Origin of the sequence: Subsaxibacter sp. CAU 1640 (assembly GCF_023156585.1) — a bacterium.
Taxonomy (GTDB): Bacteria; Bacteroidota; Bacteroidia; order Flavobacteriales; family Flavobacteriaceae; genus JBPOFM01.
The window spans coordinates 119999-136723 of sequence record NZ_JALNMI010000005.1 but is presented as its reverse complement, the minus strand read 5'-3'; the positions used below and the strand labels follow the sequence as shown (position 1 = coordinate 136723).

Below are 16725 nucleotides of genomic sequence, written 5' to 3'. Positions count from 1 at the left end.
GGTGATTTGCGTCTAATATTCTATATTTAACCAGTATAACAAAAGCTATTGAATCTCTCCAAAATCAATATTGAAAAAACCATAGAATACATTTGCTATGCTTTAGTGTTTGTGTTTTTCATATTGCAAGAACCCATATTCTCTCCCGACACCTACAGCTATTTGAATGCCATGCCTCAAAGAACTCCTGGTTATGTTATTTTCGTTAAGGTTTTTGAGTTTCTTTCTCCTAATTATTTTGCAACTTTAATAGTTGGTGCACAACTGATTTTTGGTTTGTATGCTGTTCATTTTTTTATGAGAGGTTTGTCCAAGGTTATTTCTCTACATTTATTAATTAAATTGGCAGTGTTGGCATTATTACTCTTTCCATTTTTCCCTCCATTATTGGTAGCAAATAACATTTGTTCAGAAGGATTGAGTTATCCACTTTATTTATTGTTTCTGACATTCACTTTTGATTTTCTTTATACTGAAAAGAAATATTCTTTGATTCTGTTATTTGTGATTTATATGGCATTAAATCTCACCAGAGGTCAATTTATGCCTACACCTATTATAATCGGGTTTCTGTATTTTTTTAAGCATCGCAAACACTTCCTGAAAAAGCAGCATTTGCTAAAGTTTGTTTTCGTATGTGCGTTTCCATTCATTTTAAATGTAACCGATAGAACTTATCATAAAATCAAAGATGGGCTCTTTATCTCTACACCTTTCACTTACGTAAATGTCTCGGCAGCGACTTTCTATATATCTTATAAGAGTGATGCCAATTTAATAAATGATGAAGAGCATCAACAAGTCTTTGAAATATGCCACAATCAATTGAGTGAAAAAGGATTACTCATGTCAAATCGACCACAAGGCTCTTTTGAAGAATATTACAATTTCTTTCATGACAACTTTGCGAAAATTTGTAACCAAACGGTACATGACACCAGTGTTGAATACTATTCAGAAAAATCGATATCCTCTGGGAATGATATAAAAGCAGCTTCTGTTTATGGTTTATGGCAGTCAGAGCTTTTTTGCAAAACTGTATTTAAAACGATATTGAAACAACGTTGTAAGGAATTTGCTCTTCTATATTATGAAAACCTGATACATGGATTCAAATCAGTTGTAGTTTTGATAGTATTGATTGTCATACTTTTTTTCAGTGGATATAAAACTATTGTTAACTATTCAAAGCAAAACAGCTTATTATTCTTACTTTCAGCTTTAACTATATCAAATGCCCTAATCGTGAGCCTGGCGTGCCATTCTATCATGAGATATCTTTTTTATAATTATATTTCAATGGTTTTGATAGGAATTCTAATCATTAATGCCTTCAGATATGGAAAAACAAATTGAATTATCCATTGTAATGCCTTGTCTCAATGAAGCAGAGACATTGGAAATTTGCATTCAAAAGGCTCAAAAGTTTTTAACAAACCATAATGTTGAAGGTGAAATCATAATTGCTGACAATGGCAGTATAGATGGTTCACAACTCATTGCAGAAGCCAATGGCGCAAAGTTGATAAAGGTTTTTGAAAAGGGTTATGGAAGCGCTTTAAAAGGAGGTATTGAAGCAGCAAATGGACGCTACATCATCATGGCTGATGCGGATGATAGTTACGATTTTACGGCTTTAAAACCTTTTCTCGATAGATTGAGAGAAGGTAATGATTTGGTAATGGGCAACCGGTTTAAAGGTGGAATCAAAGCAGGTGCAATGCCGTTTTTGCACAAATATCTTGGCAACCCTGTCCTTTCGTTTTTAGGACGACTTTTTTTTAGAATAGATATTGGAGATTTCCATTGTGGTTTAAGAGGTTTTTCCAAAGAAGCCTATCAACAAATGAATCTCAAGACTACCGGAATGGAATTTGCTTCAGAAATGATCGTAAAATCAAAATTAAAGAACCTAAAAATCACCGAAGTACCAACAACACTTTCACCAGATGGCAGAAGCAGAAAACCACATCTAAAAACCTGGAGTGATGGCTGGAGGCATTTACGTTTTTTATTGCTTTATGCTCCCAATTGGTTATTTCTCTATCCAGCAATTGTAATGATGCTGTTTGGATTATCAATTTCTGGTGTTTTAATTATGCAGCCAATTCATATTAACGGACTTATTTTTGACATTCATACGTTGCTCTATTCTTCAAGCCTATTCTTTATTGGATTTCAATTTATTGTGTTTTATGGTTTGACTAAAATATATGCCGTTGAAAATGACTTATTGCCAATGAGTGACAGATATTCAAGGCTATTCCGTTTAATCAATTTAGAAAAAGGTTTGATTGTAGGCGGAATAATCCTGATTTTAGGGCTGATATTGAGTTTTTACAGCCTGAATATATGGAAGGAATCTGAATTTGGTAATCTTCAACCCACAGAAGTGTTCAGAGTAATTATTCCATCTGTATTCACAATCCTCATTGGAATCCAAATTATATTATTCAGTTTTTTCTTCAGTATTCTTGGGCTTAAAAGAAGCTAATCAGAATTTAAAAACACTCAATTATTCCCATTTGATTTTAGAATTGAGTCCATTAAAAGAGATAATTTTTTAGCACCTTGTTCATTTAGATGATCACCATCAAAAAAATCTGCAGTCGCAAATTCATCACTTTTTAAGAGATTGAAATATTTCACATTTGAATAGATTTGCTGCATACGTTGTCCCGTTTTAATTGTAAGGGCAAGCTGTTTTTCTTCCAAATTTTGATAATAACCTTTATAAGCTGGTGGAGTAAACAAAATCACTTTAATATCTTTTTTTTGACAAAATTCAATTATTCTTTCAAGAGTACTCACATTCTCATCCATTAGGGAATGATCATCAATCGTATGCTTTTTTGCGGCAGCTAGACCAGCTTCATCTAACGTCATGGTCATATTTCCCATAAATGACGAGATATTCCCAAAACCTAGGTTATCACAATAAACCTTATCAATATCCTTTAGATAGAAATCAGAAACCAGCGACAAATTGGTTTTTAGTTTGACACTCATCATATGCAGTTGATGCTTTAAGGTGTTATCTAAATTTATCTCTGTAAAGATATTGTAATAAGAAATCCGCCAATCTTCGTCTGTTTTTCCCAACTGCTCAAACAAAGAAAAATAAGATAGTCTTAAGATGACAAATTCAAGACTATCTAAACTATTCTCATAATGTTTTAAAAATTGATAATCTATGTCCAATGTTTGTGAAACAAAAGCAGCATTATATGTTTTACCATCAATATATTGAGGGTTTAAGCCATAATACGAGTGCGAATTTCCTAAAATCAATGTTTCAATAGAATTCGAGTTCTTCTCGAGATACACTGACTTTTTTGAATAACAATTGGGAATGTTCCGCAAAGAAATTTCTAAAACGATGCCAATTATAAAAATCGGCAATACGAAAAGAAATAAAACTTTACAAAATTTTCTCATCTACAAGATTTGTAGACAAATATACTATTGAAGCTTTTACTTTTTGAAAAATTTATATAAAAAACAAAGCTCCCAAATAATAAGGAGCTTTGTTTTTTTGACTTTCTAAAATAAGTTAAATCGCTTTTCCTCTCTTACGCTCAACTTCCGTTAAGAGAATTTTACGCAAACGCAAATGGTTTGGAGTCACCTCAACATATTCATCTTTTTGGATGTACTCCAATGCTTCTTCTAGAGAAAATTTGATAGCAGGTACAATTCTTGCCTTATCGTCAGCTCCAGAGGAACGTACGTTACTCAATTTTTTGGTCTTCGTAACGTTCACTACCATATCGTCTCCTCTAGAGTTTTCTCCAATCACCTGACCTTCATAAATGTCTTCTCCTGGGTCGATAAAGAATTTTCCTCTTTCTTGTAATTTATCAATGGAATATGGAATGGCTTGACCTTTTTCCATAGATACCAAAGAACCATTTTGTCTTTCAGGAATTCCGCCTTTCATAGGTTGATATTCTTTGAAACGGTGTGTCATAATGGCTTCACCAGCAGTTGCAGTCAACAAATTGTTTCTTAAACCGATGATACCTCTTGAAGGAATGATGAATTTACACACCATTCTATCTCCCTTGGCCTCCATACTTACCATTTCACCTTTGCGAACAGAAACCATTTCAATCGCTTTTCCTGATACATCCTCTGGCAAATCAATGGTCATTTCTTCAACAGGCTCACATTTGACACCATCAATTTCCTTAATGATCACTTGTGGCTGACCTATTTGAAGTTCGTAACCTTCACGACGCATTGTTTCAATCAAAACTGACAAATGCAATACACCACGACCAAAGACCATAAACTTATCAGCACTGTCCGTTTCCTGCATACGAAGAGCCAAGTTTTTCTCAAGTTCTTTCGTTAAACGCTCTTTGATATGTCTAGAGGTCACAAATTTTCCATCTTTTCCGAAGAATGGCGAATCATTGATAGTGAACAACATACTCATTGTCGGCTCATCAATGGCAATAGTTTTCAAACCTTCAGGATTTTCGTAATCGGCAATAGTATCTCCAATATCAAAACCTTCCAGACCTACCAAAGCACAAATATCTCCAGCTTGCACCTCATCTACTTTTTTACGTCCGAGACCTTCAAATACGTACAACTCCTTGATTTTTGATTTTACGATTCGTCCATCGCGTTTTACAAGCGAAATGTTCATACCTGATTTTAGGACACCTCTTTGCAAACGACCAATGGCAATTCGACCTGTAAATGAGGAGAAGTCCAAAGATGTAATCAACATTTGAGTTGTTCCTTCCTCAATTTTTGGCGACGGAATATGCTCCACAACCATATCAAGCAATGGTTCGATATTTTCGGTTTTCTGTTTCCAATCGTCACTCATCCAGTTCTGTTTGGCAGAGCCATACACGGTTGGAAAATCCAACTGCCACTCTTCAGCACCCAATTCAAACATCAGGTCAAAAACGGCCTCGTGCACTTCTTCCGGTGTACAGTTTTCTTTATCGACTTTATTGATGACCACACAAGGTTTCAAACCTAAATCGATGGCTTTACCAAGTACAAAACGGGTTTGTGGCATTGGTCCTTCAAAAGCATCCACCAATAGCAACACACCATCTGCCATATTCAGAACACGCTCTACCTCACCTCCAAAATCCGCGTGACCAGGCGTATCAATGATGTTGATTTTTGTGTCTTTGTAAACAACTGAAACGTTTTTAGAAGTAATGGTGATACCTCTTTCACGTTCCAAATCGTTATTGTCAAGAATTAAATCACCTGTGTTTTCATTGTCGCGAAACAGTTGACAATGGTACATAATTTTGTCAACCAAAGTAGTTTTACCGTGGTCAACGTGGGCAATGATTGCGATGTTTTTGATATTAGCCATAATGATGCCTTATTTTAAGCGTGCAAAGGTACGTTAAATTAGCTTGTAAATAAGCAACTTAACGTAGATTTATTCTTTGAATAAAATTTATATTTAAATTACTGATAATCAATATACTAAAATTAAATTTAACAATCAGTAAAAGCTGACACATTTAGTTAATGTTCTGTTATATTCATTTGATTTAGCAATTTATGTGAGTAACTTTCGTTTTTAAATTGATTAATAGTAAATAGCCATAATTACCCACACCAACCGCTTTTATTGGCGATTTTACATTTGTAACTTTTAATTTTTACAGATGCAAACGATAAGCAGATACTCTAAATTCATTCCATACCTTTATTTTTTGGCAGTGATCATTTATTGGTTCACAGATGTCAATAGAAGTAATGGAATCACAGCCTATCCGATTTTATTGTTCGGAATTCCATTTTTATGGCAATTGATAAGGCCCAACGAAAAATTGAACTTCTCATTAGGAATCATATTCGTATGTCTTTCATCCTATATGATTTTGGCATATTTATCTGATGTGTTGAATATTGTTAGTCTGTCTTATGAGACAAAACGTTTCTTGATTTTAGGTGGATTTTTTGTCATTGGAAACTTTGTGATGGCTTTATGGATGATACGCAACAGTATCAAAAAGGTCTTCTAAATTGATTATCTTTGTGGCCTAAATTAAAGCCAATGAGATTGAACGACGTTCCAAAAATCAAGCATAAAAATTCTAATAATTTCTTTCTACTTGCAGGACCTTGCGCTATTGAAGGAGAAGAAATGGCGCTTCGAATTGCAGAAAAAGTGGTCAACATCACTGACAAACTGGAAATTCCTTATGTTTTTAAAGGAAGTTTCAAAAAGGCAAACAGAAGTCGGATAGATAGCTTTACAGGCATTGGTGATGAAAAAGCTTTAAAAATTCTTCAGAAAGTATCGCAAACTTTTGACATTCCAACTGTTACCGATATTCACGAAATTTCTGATGCCACAATGGCTGCGGAATATGTAGATGTATTGCAGATACCTGCGTTTTTGGTACGTCAGACGGATTTGGTAGTGGCAGCTGCCGAAACCGGTAAAGTGGTCAATTTGAAGAAAGGACAATTTATGAGTCCGGAAGCAATGAAACACGCTGTGCAAAAAGTGAAGGATACAGGCAATCAAAAAGCTTGGATTACGGATAGAGGCACAATGTTTGGCTATCAGGATATGATTGTGGATTTTAGAGGCATTCCAACAATGCGTCAATATGCTCCGACCGTCTTGGACGTCACACATTCGCTTCAGCAACCCAATCAAAGTTCTGGCGTAACAGGCGGACGACCAGATATGATTGAAACTATCGCACGAGCTGGTGTGGTCAACAATGTAGACGGCTTGTTTATCGAAACGCATTTTGACCCAGCAAATGCCAAAAGTGATGGTGCCAATATGCTTCATCTGGACTATTTGGAAAAATTAATGACCAATTTGGTTGCGATACGTAGAACCATCAACGGCTTACATTAAACAGTTATAGTCGCAGTTTTCAGTTTCAAGTTTAATTTCGATTTCAATTTCAATGGATTTAAATATTCGACAGGCTACTTTAGAAGATATTCCATATATCACCTCCATTTTTAGGGATACCATCATTCATATCAATTCGCGAGATTACTCCGACAAACAAGTGAATGTTTGGGCTACTGGAGCGAATGATGTTGAAAAATGGACAGAAAGAATTAAAAATGCTTATTTCATTGTCGCGGAACATAAGGACGACATTGTGGGTTTTGCATATCTCACCAAAGGATATTATTTCGACGGATTGTTTATACATAAGGATTTTCAACGACGTGGCATCGCTACCCATTTGATGCGCATCATCGAATCACAGGTCATTGATAATGGTTATGAAGTCATCAAATCTGATGTGAGTATCACTGCGCTTCCCTTTTTTGAAAATCAATATTATGATGTTGAAAAGAAGCAAATCAAAAATATAAAAGGTATAAACTTCGAGAATTATTTGGTGTCGAAGCAGCTGTAATCACTTTAAAAAAGAAGTGTTTTTGATATATTCAACCTCTCTTAAAACATTGATGAAAACGGCATCATCAATGTCCTCTACACTTCTATATCTCAAGGATTTTATTTTCTTCCTATTTTCAGAAACCAATTGCCCTGCGTGCTTGACCACGTGTGAAGCGTGCCAAAACGCCACGTCCACATAGTCTTTACTTTGATTGAGAAAGCAGATTGGCCGATTATCCAGATAAAAACAAGGTATTCTCCATTTATATTTCATCACCATCTTCGGAAAGGTGTGCTCAATCAATAGCTGTAAATTAAGCATTATCGATTTATAGGGTTCTGGTTGATTGAAAATATATTCTTCTGCGGGATTCACAATGAGTTCAAAGTTTAGGATTCAATATTCAGAGTTTAAATTTCGTAGCCTTCAGTTGACAGTCGCAGTCGCTGTCTTCAGTCTTCAGTCATCCGTCATCCGTCATCCGTCATCCATCATCTAGCATCACAAATTTAACAAACTTTTATCTTGCTTACATCAACAAAATAACTTTACTTTGTATTTCAAAGTACTTTAATATGGAATCTAAAGACTATTTGAAAGACATCAGCGAAATCAAAAATATGATGAATAAATCTTCCCGATTTATTTCATTGAGCGGATTGTCTGGTGTTCTGGCAGGAATTTATGCTTTAATAGGTGCAACTTATGCCTATTGGCTGGTGTCCAATTCAGGAAGGGATTATCTTATTTTGGACGGAACGGTCTTTAATTTGATTCTTCTTGATTTGTTCTTGATTGCTTTTTTGAGTGCCGTCACAGGCATCATAATGACCACTCAAAAGGCAAAAAAACACGGCGCCAAAATTTGGGATGCCACCTCACGGCGTTTAGTCATTAATTTCTTGATTCCCTTGGTTGCTGGTGGTATTTATATCTTGATTATACTTAATCAATATAAATATGGCCAAACCGCTGCTCTGATGCTGATTTTTTATGGATTGGCGCTCATCAATGCGTCCAAATATAGTATTGGCGACATTCAATATCTTGGGTTTGTTGAAATTGCTTTAGGTTTAGGAGCCGCTTTGTTACCGGGACTTGGGTTTTGGTTCTGGGTGGTAGGTTTTGGAATTATGCATATTATTTATGGCACTTGGATGCATTTTAAATATGATGTTAAAAAACAGTGAGCAGTGTCCAGTGGCAGTCAGCAGCTATTTTTTATTTGTATATGAACATTTTAAAACACTGAAACCACACAAACTTTAAAGCAAAGAAGTGAGTATCATCAATAATATAAATAAAGTATTTGACCACCGAATTCGATTGGGCATTATGTCTGTGCTGATGGTGAACGAATATGCTGATTTTAATACGCTCAAGGAGCTTTTGGATGTGACCGATGGCAACTTGGCAAGCCATACCAAAGCTTTGGAACAAGCTGAATATATCAATGTTGAAAAACAATTCATCGGACGGAAACCAAACACACGGTACAGCACGACAAAACTGGGTGAAACTGAATTTAAAAAGCACATTGATGCACTTGAAAAATTGATTAATAGAGACCAATAAACTATGGATTACTTTGTAGATAAAAACTCAATTGTGAGAGAAATTTGGGGCAATAGCGACACCATCCTTTTGGTATTTGCTGGTGCATCTTCCGAATTTGCACTTAACAAGGCAGTGGATTGGTTGTATTTTACCAACAAACTACCGAACGACCCATTGGGACGATTGTTCTCAACGGTTACTTATGCTAGAAGGATTGTATTTGCAGAAAAGCAAGAGGCGTTTCAAGCCATCGAGATGATTAATTCCATTCATTCTGGTGTGGAGAAAAAGCGTGGTCAATCGATACCAGATTGGGCTTACAAAGATGTGCTGTTTATGCTGATTGATTACTCGATTAGGTCCTATGAGATTTTGGAGCGACCATTAAAGCCTTACGAAAAACAGGAAGTTTTGAATGTTTTTAATGAAGTAGGTTCTAGAATGCACATCAAAGACTTACCGAAAACCTACGAAGAATTTGAAGAGACAAGACAAACGCATCTTCAACACAACCTCTATAACGGCGACTTTACCAAAGATTTGTACAAACAGTATAGAAAGCATTTGGGATTTGTTAGATACAAATTATTGATTGAATCGCAGATTCTTATTGTACCGAAAACCGTCAACCAATTGATGAATTTTAGAAAATTCTCATTGTTGAAACCCTTGGTTTTTGGATACAAATTGAGCAGACTCGTCCATATCGATACTGTGGTGAAAGCCTTGCTCCTGCCATCAGCATATAAAAAGGATATCCACGCTTTAAATCAGACATAACTAGTGCAACAATTTGAACCACATATTTTTTTATCAATCAACTTTGAAATACAAAGTACTTTAAATCATTTATTATGAAGATTATCATCACCATCATCGCTTCTATGCTATTCAGCACATTGTTTTATGACCAACATATTGGGCTAAACCTGACTGTTTTCAGTCTGGTTACCCTTGTGGCTCTAGGCATCTCAAACCCATCAAAATTACGGATGAAAGAAACGCTTATTGTTATGGGACTATATCTATTAACAGCCATTTTGGTCTTTTTCAATCATTCATTGCTTTCTATTATTGCCAATTGCGCTGTGTTTTTCACGCTTGTGGGCTCATTTTCCGAAGCCACATCTTCTGTTTATGTGAAATGGTTGAATGGCATTTACTCCAGTATTGCTGGCACTTTCCATAGAAATTTTGAAGATAAATCGGAAAACAAAAAGCCTTGGAACGAAGATGTTGATGTCTTGCATTTGATAAAAATCATTGTGATTCCATTGGTTGTGGTCATTCTGTTTGTGTTGTTGTACAAAGATGGCAATCCATTTTTTGAAGAGAAAGTTGCTGCCATCAATTTTGATTTTATCAATTTTCAATGGATTTTGTTCTGTTTGCTAGGTTACTATTTGTTCAGCAATATCATTGTTCCTGTGAAGGTACAACCTGCTACAGATTCTGATTTGGCTACTGAAAATCAATTGAAACCGCTTGAGCCACTGAATGAAGACAATCTTAAAAAGGAAAAACAATTGGGCACTGTTGTGTTGGCGTTGTTGAATACACTCATTGTGCTTTACATTATTTCAGACATTGCTTTTTTGCTTTCCAATACCAATTTTGCTGCTTCCGTATTGTCCAATCAGGTACACAATGGCATCAATGCGCTGATTGCTTCCATCATTTTTGCCATCATCATCATTCTGTATTTTTTCAGGGGAAATCTCAATTTCTTTGATGAGAACAAAACCCTTAAAAACCTTTCCTATCTATGGATTTTCCTTAATGCCTTTTTGGTGCTGCTCATCATTGTCAAAAACGCGCAGTACATTGATGCTTTTGGACTCACCTACAAACGCATTGGTGTGTATGTCTATCTCTTTATGACCTTTATCGGGTTGACAACAACCTTCCTGAAGGTTTATCAAATCAAAAATCTCTGGTTTTTGTTCCGTAAAAATGTGAGTGTTGCATTTATGCTATTAGTGCTTTGTAGTGTGGTGGATTGGGATGCGTTCATCACCAATTACAACATCAAAAATGCCGATTCGCTTGATGTGAACTATTTGATTGAATTATCAAACAACAATGCCTTTATTCTTCATCAGAAAAAAGACCGAATGGTTTTGAAATCCAATCAAGGTGCGCGGATTGACCTTAAATACAGCAACTATGTATCTGTCTTGGAACAAAGCAATTGGCAAGAATTGAGCTATGACAATTTCAAACTAAAAACAGACATCAAGAGCTATGAAGATACCAAGTAATTTAGCAAAATCATCTTTATTGGCAACTGGCATCTTTTGGGTGATTGGTATGACCGATGGATTTCATATCAATATGATGGCGTTTATGTTCATCTCATACATTCCTGTTTTTGTGTGTTGCACCGGCACAATCCTATTGACCATTTGTCCCTTTTACTTTTTTGGAGAAACTAAACATTTCAGCAAAAGACAGGTCTTTCAGCGCTTTTATCCGTACTACAGTATTGTCTGTTTTGCTCTTTGCGCCTATGGCATTTATGAGAATACTAATGAAACCTTTTTGATAGGATTTTTTGTAGCCGCTTTTTTCACCACGATGCAATCCTGGATTTGGTTTGCCAAAGAATCTGCCGATGAAACAGTATAGAAAACAACTCATCGAATGGCTTTTTGACAAATCTCAAAAAGTGTACACCAATATGTTCAAGAATCACGAGGCTTGGGGTGTTACCACCAATGAACTCCTCACCTACCCAACCGACACTTTGGGACGGCACTTGGGTGAATTTTTACATAAGAATGGTTTTGAACTCATTCCGAAGGTAGAGCGACACGATGCCTATCATACTTTAACGGGCTACGGAACGAATGTGGAAGACGAAATTGCGCTGCAATGCCTTTGTTTTGGCAATGGTAAACGCAGTCTGTATCTCTATGGCGCGATGATTTTGGGCATATTTATTTTGCCTGACTATTGGCGTTATTATTATCGCTCGTATCACATTGGGAAGAATGCCCATCCATTTCATCATTTTGATTACAAAAAATTGTTAAATGTGAATATACACGACTTTAGAAGTGCTATATTTTCATCAGCACAAAAGCGTGTTTTAGATATAAAATTTATATGAAATGAGCCATCTCAAATTCTTCAAGTCCTAAAACAGATTAATTGGCGAATTGCATTTGTCCAAAAAAAATAAATATTATCAAATGAAATATATAAAAATAATAACGCTCATCTTGGTGTTTTTGACCATCTCCACCGTCATTACCAGTAAATGGATTGCACACAAGGCAAACGGGAAAACCTTTGATACTATCGAACAGATTCCTAAAAACAAGGTTGGCTTGGTGTTGGGAACCATCAAATCGTTGAGCAACGGACAGACCAATCTATACTACACGTATCGTATCAATGCTGCTGTGGCCCTGTACGAAGCAGGTAAGATTGATTTTGTGCTCATCAGTGGTGACAATGGTTCCAAAAGTTATGATGAACCTTCCGATTTTAAGAATGACCTCATCGAAAGAGGCATTCCCGAAGAGAAAATTTTTCTTGATTACGCCGGATTCAGGACCTTGGATTCCGTCATTCGAGCCAAGGAGATTTTTGGGCAGAATTCCATTACCATTATCTCGCAAAAGTTCCATAACGAACGTGCCATTTACCTGGCAGAGCACTATGGCATCGACGCTGTGGCCTTTAATGCCAAGGACGTGCCAGGCGCTTATGGACTTAAAACCCAATTGAGGGAATATTTGGCGCGTGCCAATGCTTCCATAGACGTCGTTATCAACACCAAACCAAAGTTTTTGGGCGAAAAAATAATCATCGACTAATGAAGTTCAATAAGACCTATTTTATTCTTTTTGTGCTGCTTCTCATAACCGAAGCACTCATTGCCATTTACCTAAAAGGTGGTTTTATCAGACATACGTTTGGCGACTTTTTGGTAGTTATTTTGATGTATTGTTTTGTCAAAAGCTTTTTTGATTTGAAGCCGATGGTGGTTGCCATTGGAGTTTTAATTTTTTCATTCGCTATTGAATTTTTGCAGCTTACCAACTTCCTGAAGTATTTCAATCTTGAGAACAATCACATTGCCAAAATCATCTTTGGAAGTACTTTTCATATCTCGGATTTGGTAGCCTATACCTTGGGAATCCTTTTTGTATTACTTGTTGAATTTATCTTTAAAAACTATGGAACACGTTAAAAATATCATCCTTACACGCTACAAACTCCTGTCGATGCTGATGCTGTCGATGACCTTGAGCCTTGTATTACTCGCAATCAGAATGAAACTGAACCAATCGTTCTTCTTTCTGTTTCTGGTGTGGAATCTGTTTTTGGCAGTCATTCCATTCGTTATCACCACCTATTTAAGAGAGAAAGAACATCTCAACAAATTTGTTTTGATGGCGTGGTTTGGAATTTGGTTGTTGTTTCTACCGAATGCACCATATATCGTGACCGACCTTTTGCATTTGCGTTCCAGTGAGCATTATTTGATGTGGCTGGATGTTTTGGTTGTGACCTCATTCGCTTTCAACGGATTGATAGTATTCTTTCAATCGTTGATGGATATGGAGGAGATTTTGAAAAATTATGTTTCCAAAAGATGGCTGTTTATATTGATGTGCTTTGTCATCTTTTTGACAGGCTTTGGAATGTATTTAGGCAGATTTCTTCGCTACAATTCGTGGGAAATCATTCAGCATCCATCACAATTATTTACTGATATCATAGACATTGCCATTCACCCAACACAGCATATGCAAGCTTGGGTATTTACCCTGACCTTTGGTGCATTTTTGTACGTTGGGTTTGGGATGATAAAATCGTTAAAAACCAATTTTTAAATCTTTCATAATGAAAAAACTATTCATTTTATGCATCAGCCTAGCATCATTGATGAGCTGCGATGACAACGACAACCGAAAAATTGTACAAGACCCGAAAGCGCTCCCGGAATTAAAAAAAGACACCTCTACCATTGAGATTGCAGATTTGCCAATACTATTGGATAGCACCAATTATCTTATACATCCCATTGGGTTTTATAAAACAGAAAACAGATATAAGCTTGGTTCTTATTCATCCTCTTCTTCTGATTATGATGATGGCTTTGGCATATCAGTCTCTAGAGGTGGTGATGTGTTTTCCGTGAACAATCTGACAAATGTATCGTTTCAGCATATCGATTCGACTGAATTGATGCCACTTACAAACAAAATCATCCGAATTACCGAAATGAGTTTTTTAAAGGATGTCTATAAGAATTCTGGCAAGACTGTTATCATTTATGAAGTGCGCGACTTTGACACCAACAATGACCAAAAACTGGATTATGGTGACGTTAGAACCTTATACATCAGCAATATTGACGGTTCTAATTTCACCAAATTACTTCCGGATTTTGAAGATTTGAGAGAGTGGAAAACGATACTCGCCAACAACCGACTTTATTTTAACAGCGTGGAAGACACCAATAAAAATTGTGAGTTTGACAAGAAAGACAACATGCATTATTATACTTTGGATTTAAACGTATCTGACTTTAAGCCTACTGAATATTTTCCACTTCCGAAAAATAAAATTTAGTTGTTGAGTCAACTTTAAAAAAAAAGCCAAGCAAATGCTCGGCTTTTTTAATGGGTTATCATCATTTCATTTTGTTTTCATTGAGTCTTTTGCGACCATCAAATGATTCCAAATGCCACCAAAATCGGCATACATTTGTGAATATATGATTTTACCGTTTTCATCAAAATCATGAGATGCGTAGGTTTTTACATCTGCAGTACGTTTTGATGTCGAATCTGTGGCAGGACGTGTGATTCTCCAAGTTCCATAGTATCTCACGGAGCCATCCGGTTTTATAGTCTCTGAATTAACACCTGGAAGCATTACTGGGTCTTCAAGTAACTCGAAATCCCACACTGCAAGGATGCGCTTGTCGCCTTCTTTCATATCCTCCAAATTGAAGGAATCTTTCTCGGCGCCATACATTGTTTCTAGGCCTACAAAATTGTCAGCGTAAATGGAGTAATCAGGTTTTTCGCTTTCCCAGTTACGGATGTCTTTCATAACCGTCTCGGAATTCTTTTTAAAAATTGAGTCTACCCTTGCCATTTCTTTGGCTTCATCGGATTCCATTTTTTTGTTATCGTTACAACTCATAAAGATTAGGGCAATCAAAAATAATACATAATTTAATCTCATAATTATTGATTGTTAATTGGTTATACCCCCTAAAGGTAACTTATTTTAGTGAGATTTTTATGTTGTATGGGCATAAACTATTGTGGCCCAACTATAAACCAATATAAACTGTTGCAATTAATGCATAGAATAGTTTCCTATTTACCGTCGACGTAATTCTGTAAATACTTAAAACGTTCTGTGAGTTTGCCGTTTTCAGTGATCTTTGCACGTTTGAGGATACCGCGTTCATCATTATTGAAGAAGGCAGGAATGACATTTTCCAAAAACATTTCGCCAAAACCTTCACTGGCGTCTTTTGGCAATTCGCAAGGAAGATTGTCGACTGCCATAACCGTAATAGCATTGGGTGCGTCAAAAGCGACTTCCTTTTCCGTTTTTGGGTCATAGCCATAAAAAGGATCGGCGATTGTGGAAGCGCGCAAGGTCGAAGCCACTGGCCCATCGACGTCGCAGGAAATGTCTGCCACGAGATTGATGTTGAAACCTTTTGACTTGGCGTCTTTTCTAGTGAACAAATAAGGCGCATTGTTGCCGTAAAAATGTCCTGCAATGAACATATCGGTCTGTTTGGCGTAGGGCATAAAATTGCTTTCGTAGCCTGATGGGTCTTTGTAAAAAGCATACTTCTCTCCTACTTTGCCGTCTTTGCGCTTGTTGTATTCCATCACGTCTACCATACAATACACAGGCTCTGTGAACTTGCTGGTGAGGTACAGGGCATCACTGACCTCCTTGATTTTTAGATGATCGAGGATTTCCTTTGCGCCATAAGCCACTTTTCCTGTTCCTGACAATAGGATTTTGATGTTGGGAAGCGTTATTTTATCGAGTTCGGCCTTGACTTCGTTTAGATCCTTAAGTGTTTCTACTTTCGGAAGGTTGAAGAGTCCATCTCTTAATCCTAACGCTCTAAAACCATTATAAGCACCAACCAAACCTGCGTATCGCCCAAAACCTATGAGACGTGCGCCACTTTTTTTGACAATGGTTTCGTGGTCTAACAACTCTATATTCTTTTCGAGAATGGCTTGAAGGAGTTTGCGGTTATATGGTTGTTTTTTGATGGTATGTGAGAAGAAGAAATACTTCTTGTTCGGAATCAAGGCATCGATAGGCACCTCTTTAACACCGAGCATCACATCTGCATCTGACACATCATCAGTGACGGTAAAACCTAATTTACGGTAGGTTTCATCTGGGAACACACGTATGTCGCTACTTTCGACAACAAACTCTGCCTGTGGAAACTGCTTTCTGGCTTCTGCCAATTTTTCTGGTGAGAAGACCACGCGACGGTCGGGCGGGGTTTTGCGTTCTTTGATGATGGCGAATTTCATTTATTAATAAGATAATGAGTTATTGAAAAAACTTGCCACGAATTCACAAATGTTTTTTTATGACATTTAGAAATGTGGAATAATATTTGCACGAAAATAAGAGGATTTGCAGGGTAAAGCAAACTTTTTGGTAACTTTGCGTCCGCGTTAAGGGTTGAAGCGGCATCCTTTTGCCTTTTCGGCAAAAGATATAGCGGAAAACCTGACCCTTTGGAGCTTTTGCGGAAAAGGGTAACGCCATAAAA

General features: G+C 36.6%; 20 protein-coding genes. 15 read left to right on the top strand and 5 right to left on the bottom strand.

What is annotated here, in order from left to right; genetic code table 11:
* The first annotated feature begins 48 nt into the window (after positions 1 to 48).
* Positions 49 to 1356, top strand: a complete 1308-nt coding sequence (locus tag M0G43_RS13020; RefSeq protein ID WP_248027035.1) for a hypothetical protein — start codon at positions 49 to 51, stop codon at positions 1354 to 1356.
* Positions 1340 to 2494 carry a glycosyltransferase family 2 protein gene (locus M0G43_RS13015; protein WP_248027034.1) on the top strand — a complete coding sequence of 385 codons (1155 nt, stop codon included), beginning with the start codon at positions 1340 to 1342 and terminating at the stop codon, positions 2492 to 2494. The genes M0G43_RS13020 and M0G43_RS13015 overlap by 17 nt, the downstream gene beginning before the upstream one ends.
* Before the next feature lie 17 nt (positions 2495 to 2511).
* Here the strand turns inward: M0G43_RS13015 and M0G43_RS13010 are convergent, their stop codons facing one another.
* Both M0G43_RS13010 and typA read right to left on the bottom strand, forming a co-directional pair.
* A complete protein-coding gene (locus M0G43_RS13010) occupies positions 2512 to 3438 on the bottom strand; it encodes a hypothetical protein (protein WP_248027032.1) in 927 nt (308 codons plus the stop codon).
* A gap of 115 nt (positions 3439 to 3553) precedes the next feature.
* Positions 3554 to 5353: a translational GTPase TypA gene (gene typA / locus M0G43_RS13005; protein WP_248027029.1), complete on the bottom strand. Its 1800-nt coding sequence runs from the start codon at positions 5351 to 5353 to the stop codon at positions 3554 to 3556.
* Positions 5354 to 5654: 301 nt separating this feature from the next.
* On the opposite strand from typA, the gene M0G43_RS13000 reads away from it, so the two are divergent.
* From M0G43_RS13000 to M0G43_RS12990, 3 genes are read left to right on the top strand one after another with little or no spacing between them, the layout of a single operon-like run.
* Complete coding sequence (locus M0G43_RS13000) at positions 5655 to 6014, top strand: hypothetical protein (protein WP_248027027.1); 360 nt, start codon at positions 5655 to 5657, stop codon at positions 6012 to 6014.
* Between the two features lie 32 nt (positions 6015 to 6046).
* Positions 6047 to 6868: a 3-deoxy-8-phosphooctulonate synthase gene (gene kdsA, locus M0G43_RS12995; protein WP_248027025.1), complete on the top strand. Its 822-nt coding sequence runs from the start codon at positions 6047 to 6049 to the stop codon at positions 6866 to 6868.
* A gap of 52 nt (positions 6869 to 6920) precedes the next feature.
* Positions 6921 to 7388: a GNAT family N-acetyltransferase gene (locus tag M0G43_RS12990; RefSeq protein WP_248027023.1), complete on the top strand. Its 468-nt coding sequence runs from the start codon at positions 6921 to 6923 to the stop codon at positions 7386 to 7388.
* Here the strand turns inward: M0G43_RS12990 and M0G43_RS12985 are convergent, their stop codons facing one another.
* Positions 7389 to 7748 (bottom strand): DUF1801 domain-containing protein, encoded by a 360-nt coding sequence (locus M0G43_RS12985; protein WP_248027021.1) that lies wholly within the window; start codon positions 7746 to 7748, stop codon positions 7389 to 7391.
* A gap of 200 nt (positions 7749 to 7948) precedes the next feature.
* Here M0G43_RS12985 and M0G43_RS12980 point away from each other — a divergent pair, with 200 nt between their 5' ends.
* The 10 genes from M0G43_RS12980 (at position 7949) to M0G43_RS12935 (ending at position 14519) form a co-directional block, all read left to right on the top strand.
* Positions 7949 to 8563, top strand: a complete 615-nt coding sequence (locus M0G43_RS12980; RefSeq protein WP_248027019.1) for a hypothetical protein — start codon at positions 7949 to 7951, stop codon at positions 8561 to 8563.
* Positions 8564 to 8651: 88 nt separating this feature from the next.
* A complete protein-coding gene (locus tag M0G43_RS12975; protein ID WP_248027017.1) occupies positions 8652 to 8948 on the top strand; it encodes a winged helix-turn-helix domain-containing protein in 297 nt (98 codons plus the stop codon).
* A 3-nt stretch (positions 8949 to 8951) separates the two neighbouring features.
* A complete protein-coding gene (locus tag M0G43_RS12970; RefSeq protein ID WP_248027015.1) occupies positions 8952 to 9710 on the top strand; it encodes an oxygenase MpaB family protein in 759 nt (252 codons plus the stop codon).
* Between the two features lie 74 nt (positions 9711 to 9784).
* A complete protein-coding gene (locus M0G43_RS12965) occupies positions 9785 to 11191 on the top strand; it encodes a DUF4173 domain-containing protein (RefSeq protein WP_248027014.1) in 1407 nt (468 codons plus the stop codon).
* Positions 11175 to 11558 carry a hypothetical protein gene (locus tag M0G43_RS12960; RefSeq protein ID WP_248027013.1) on the top strand — a complete coding sequence of 128 codons (384 nt, stop codon included), beginning with the start codon at positions 11175 to 11177 and terminating at the stop codon, positions 11556 to 11558. Before M0G43_RS12965 ends, M0G43_RS12960 begins: the two co-directional genes overlap by 17 nt.
* Positions 11545 to 12042, top strand: a complete 498-nt coding sequence (locus M0G43_RS12955; protein ID WP_248027012.1) for a ubiquinone biosynthesis protein COQ4 — start codon at positions 11545 to 11547, stop codon at positions 12040 to 12042. The genes M0G43_RS12960 and M0G43_RS12955 overlap by 14 nt, the downstream gene beginning before the upstream one ends.
* A gap of 82 nt (positions 12043 to 12124) precedes the next feature.
* On the top strand, positions 12125 to 12754 hold the full coding sequence (locus M0G43_RS12950; protein ID WP_248027011.1) for a vancomycin high temperature exclusion protein: 630 nt from the start codon (positions 12125 to 12127) through the stop codon (positions 12752 to 12754).
* Positions 12754 to 13131 (top strand): DUF2809 domain-containing protein, encoded by a 378-nt coding sequence (locus tag M0G43_RS12945; RefSeq protein ID WP_248027010.1) that lies wholly within the window; start codon positions 12754 to 12756, stop codon positions 13129 to 13131. Before M0G43_RS12950 ends, M0G43_RS12945 begins: the two co-directional genes overlap by 1 nt.
* Entirely contained in the window at positions 13118 to 13777 is a 660-nt protein-coding gene (locus M0G43_RS12940; RefSeq protein ID WP_248027009.1) for a DUF1361 domain-containing protein, read from the top strand. Before M0G43_RS12945 ends, M0G43_RS12940 begins: the two co-directional genes overlap by 14 nt.
* Positions 13778 to 13787: 10 nt before the next feature.
* Entirely contained in the window at positions 13788 to 14519 is a 732-nt protein-coding gene (locus tag M0G43_RS12935) for a hypothetical protein (protein WP_248027008.1), read from the top strand.
* 66 nt (positions 14520 to 14585) lie between these two features.
* Here M0G43_RS12935 and M0G43_RS12930 read toward each other — a convergent pair whose 3' ends face one another.
* Entirely contained in the window at positions 14586 to 15140 is a 555-nt protein-coding gene (locus M0G43_RS12930) for a hypothetical protein (RefSeq protein WP_248027007.1), read from the bottom strand.
* A gap of 137 nt (positions 15141 to 15277) precedes the next feature.
* A complete protein-coding gene (locus M0G43_RS12925) occupies positions 15278 to 16480 on the bottom strand; it encodes an NAD(P)-dependent oxidoreductase (protein ID WP_248027006.1) in 1203 nt (400 codons plus the stop codon).
* Between the last annotated feature and the right edge of the window lie 245 nt (positions 16481 to 16725).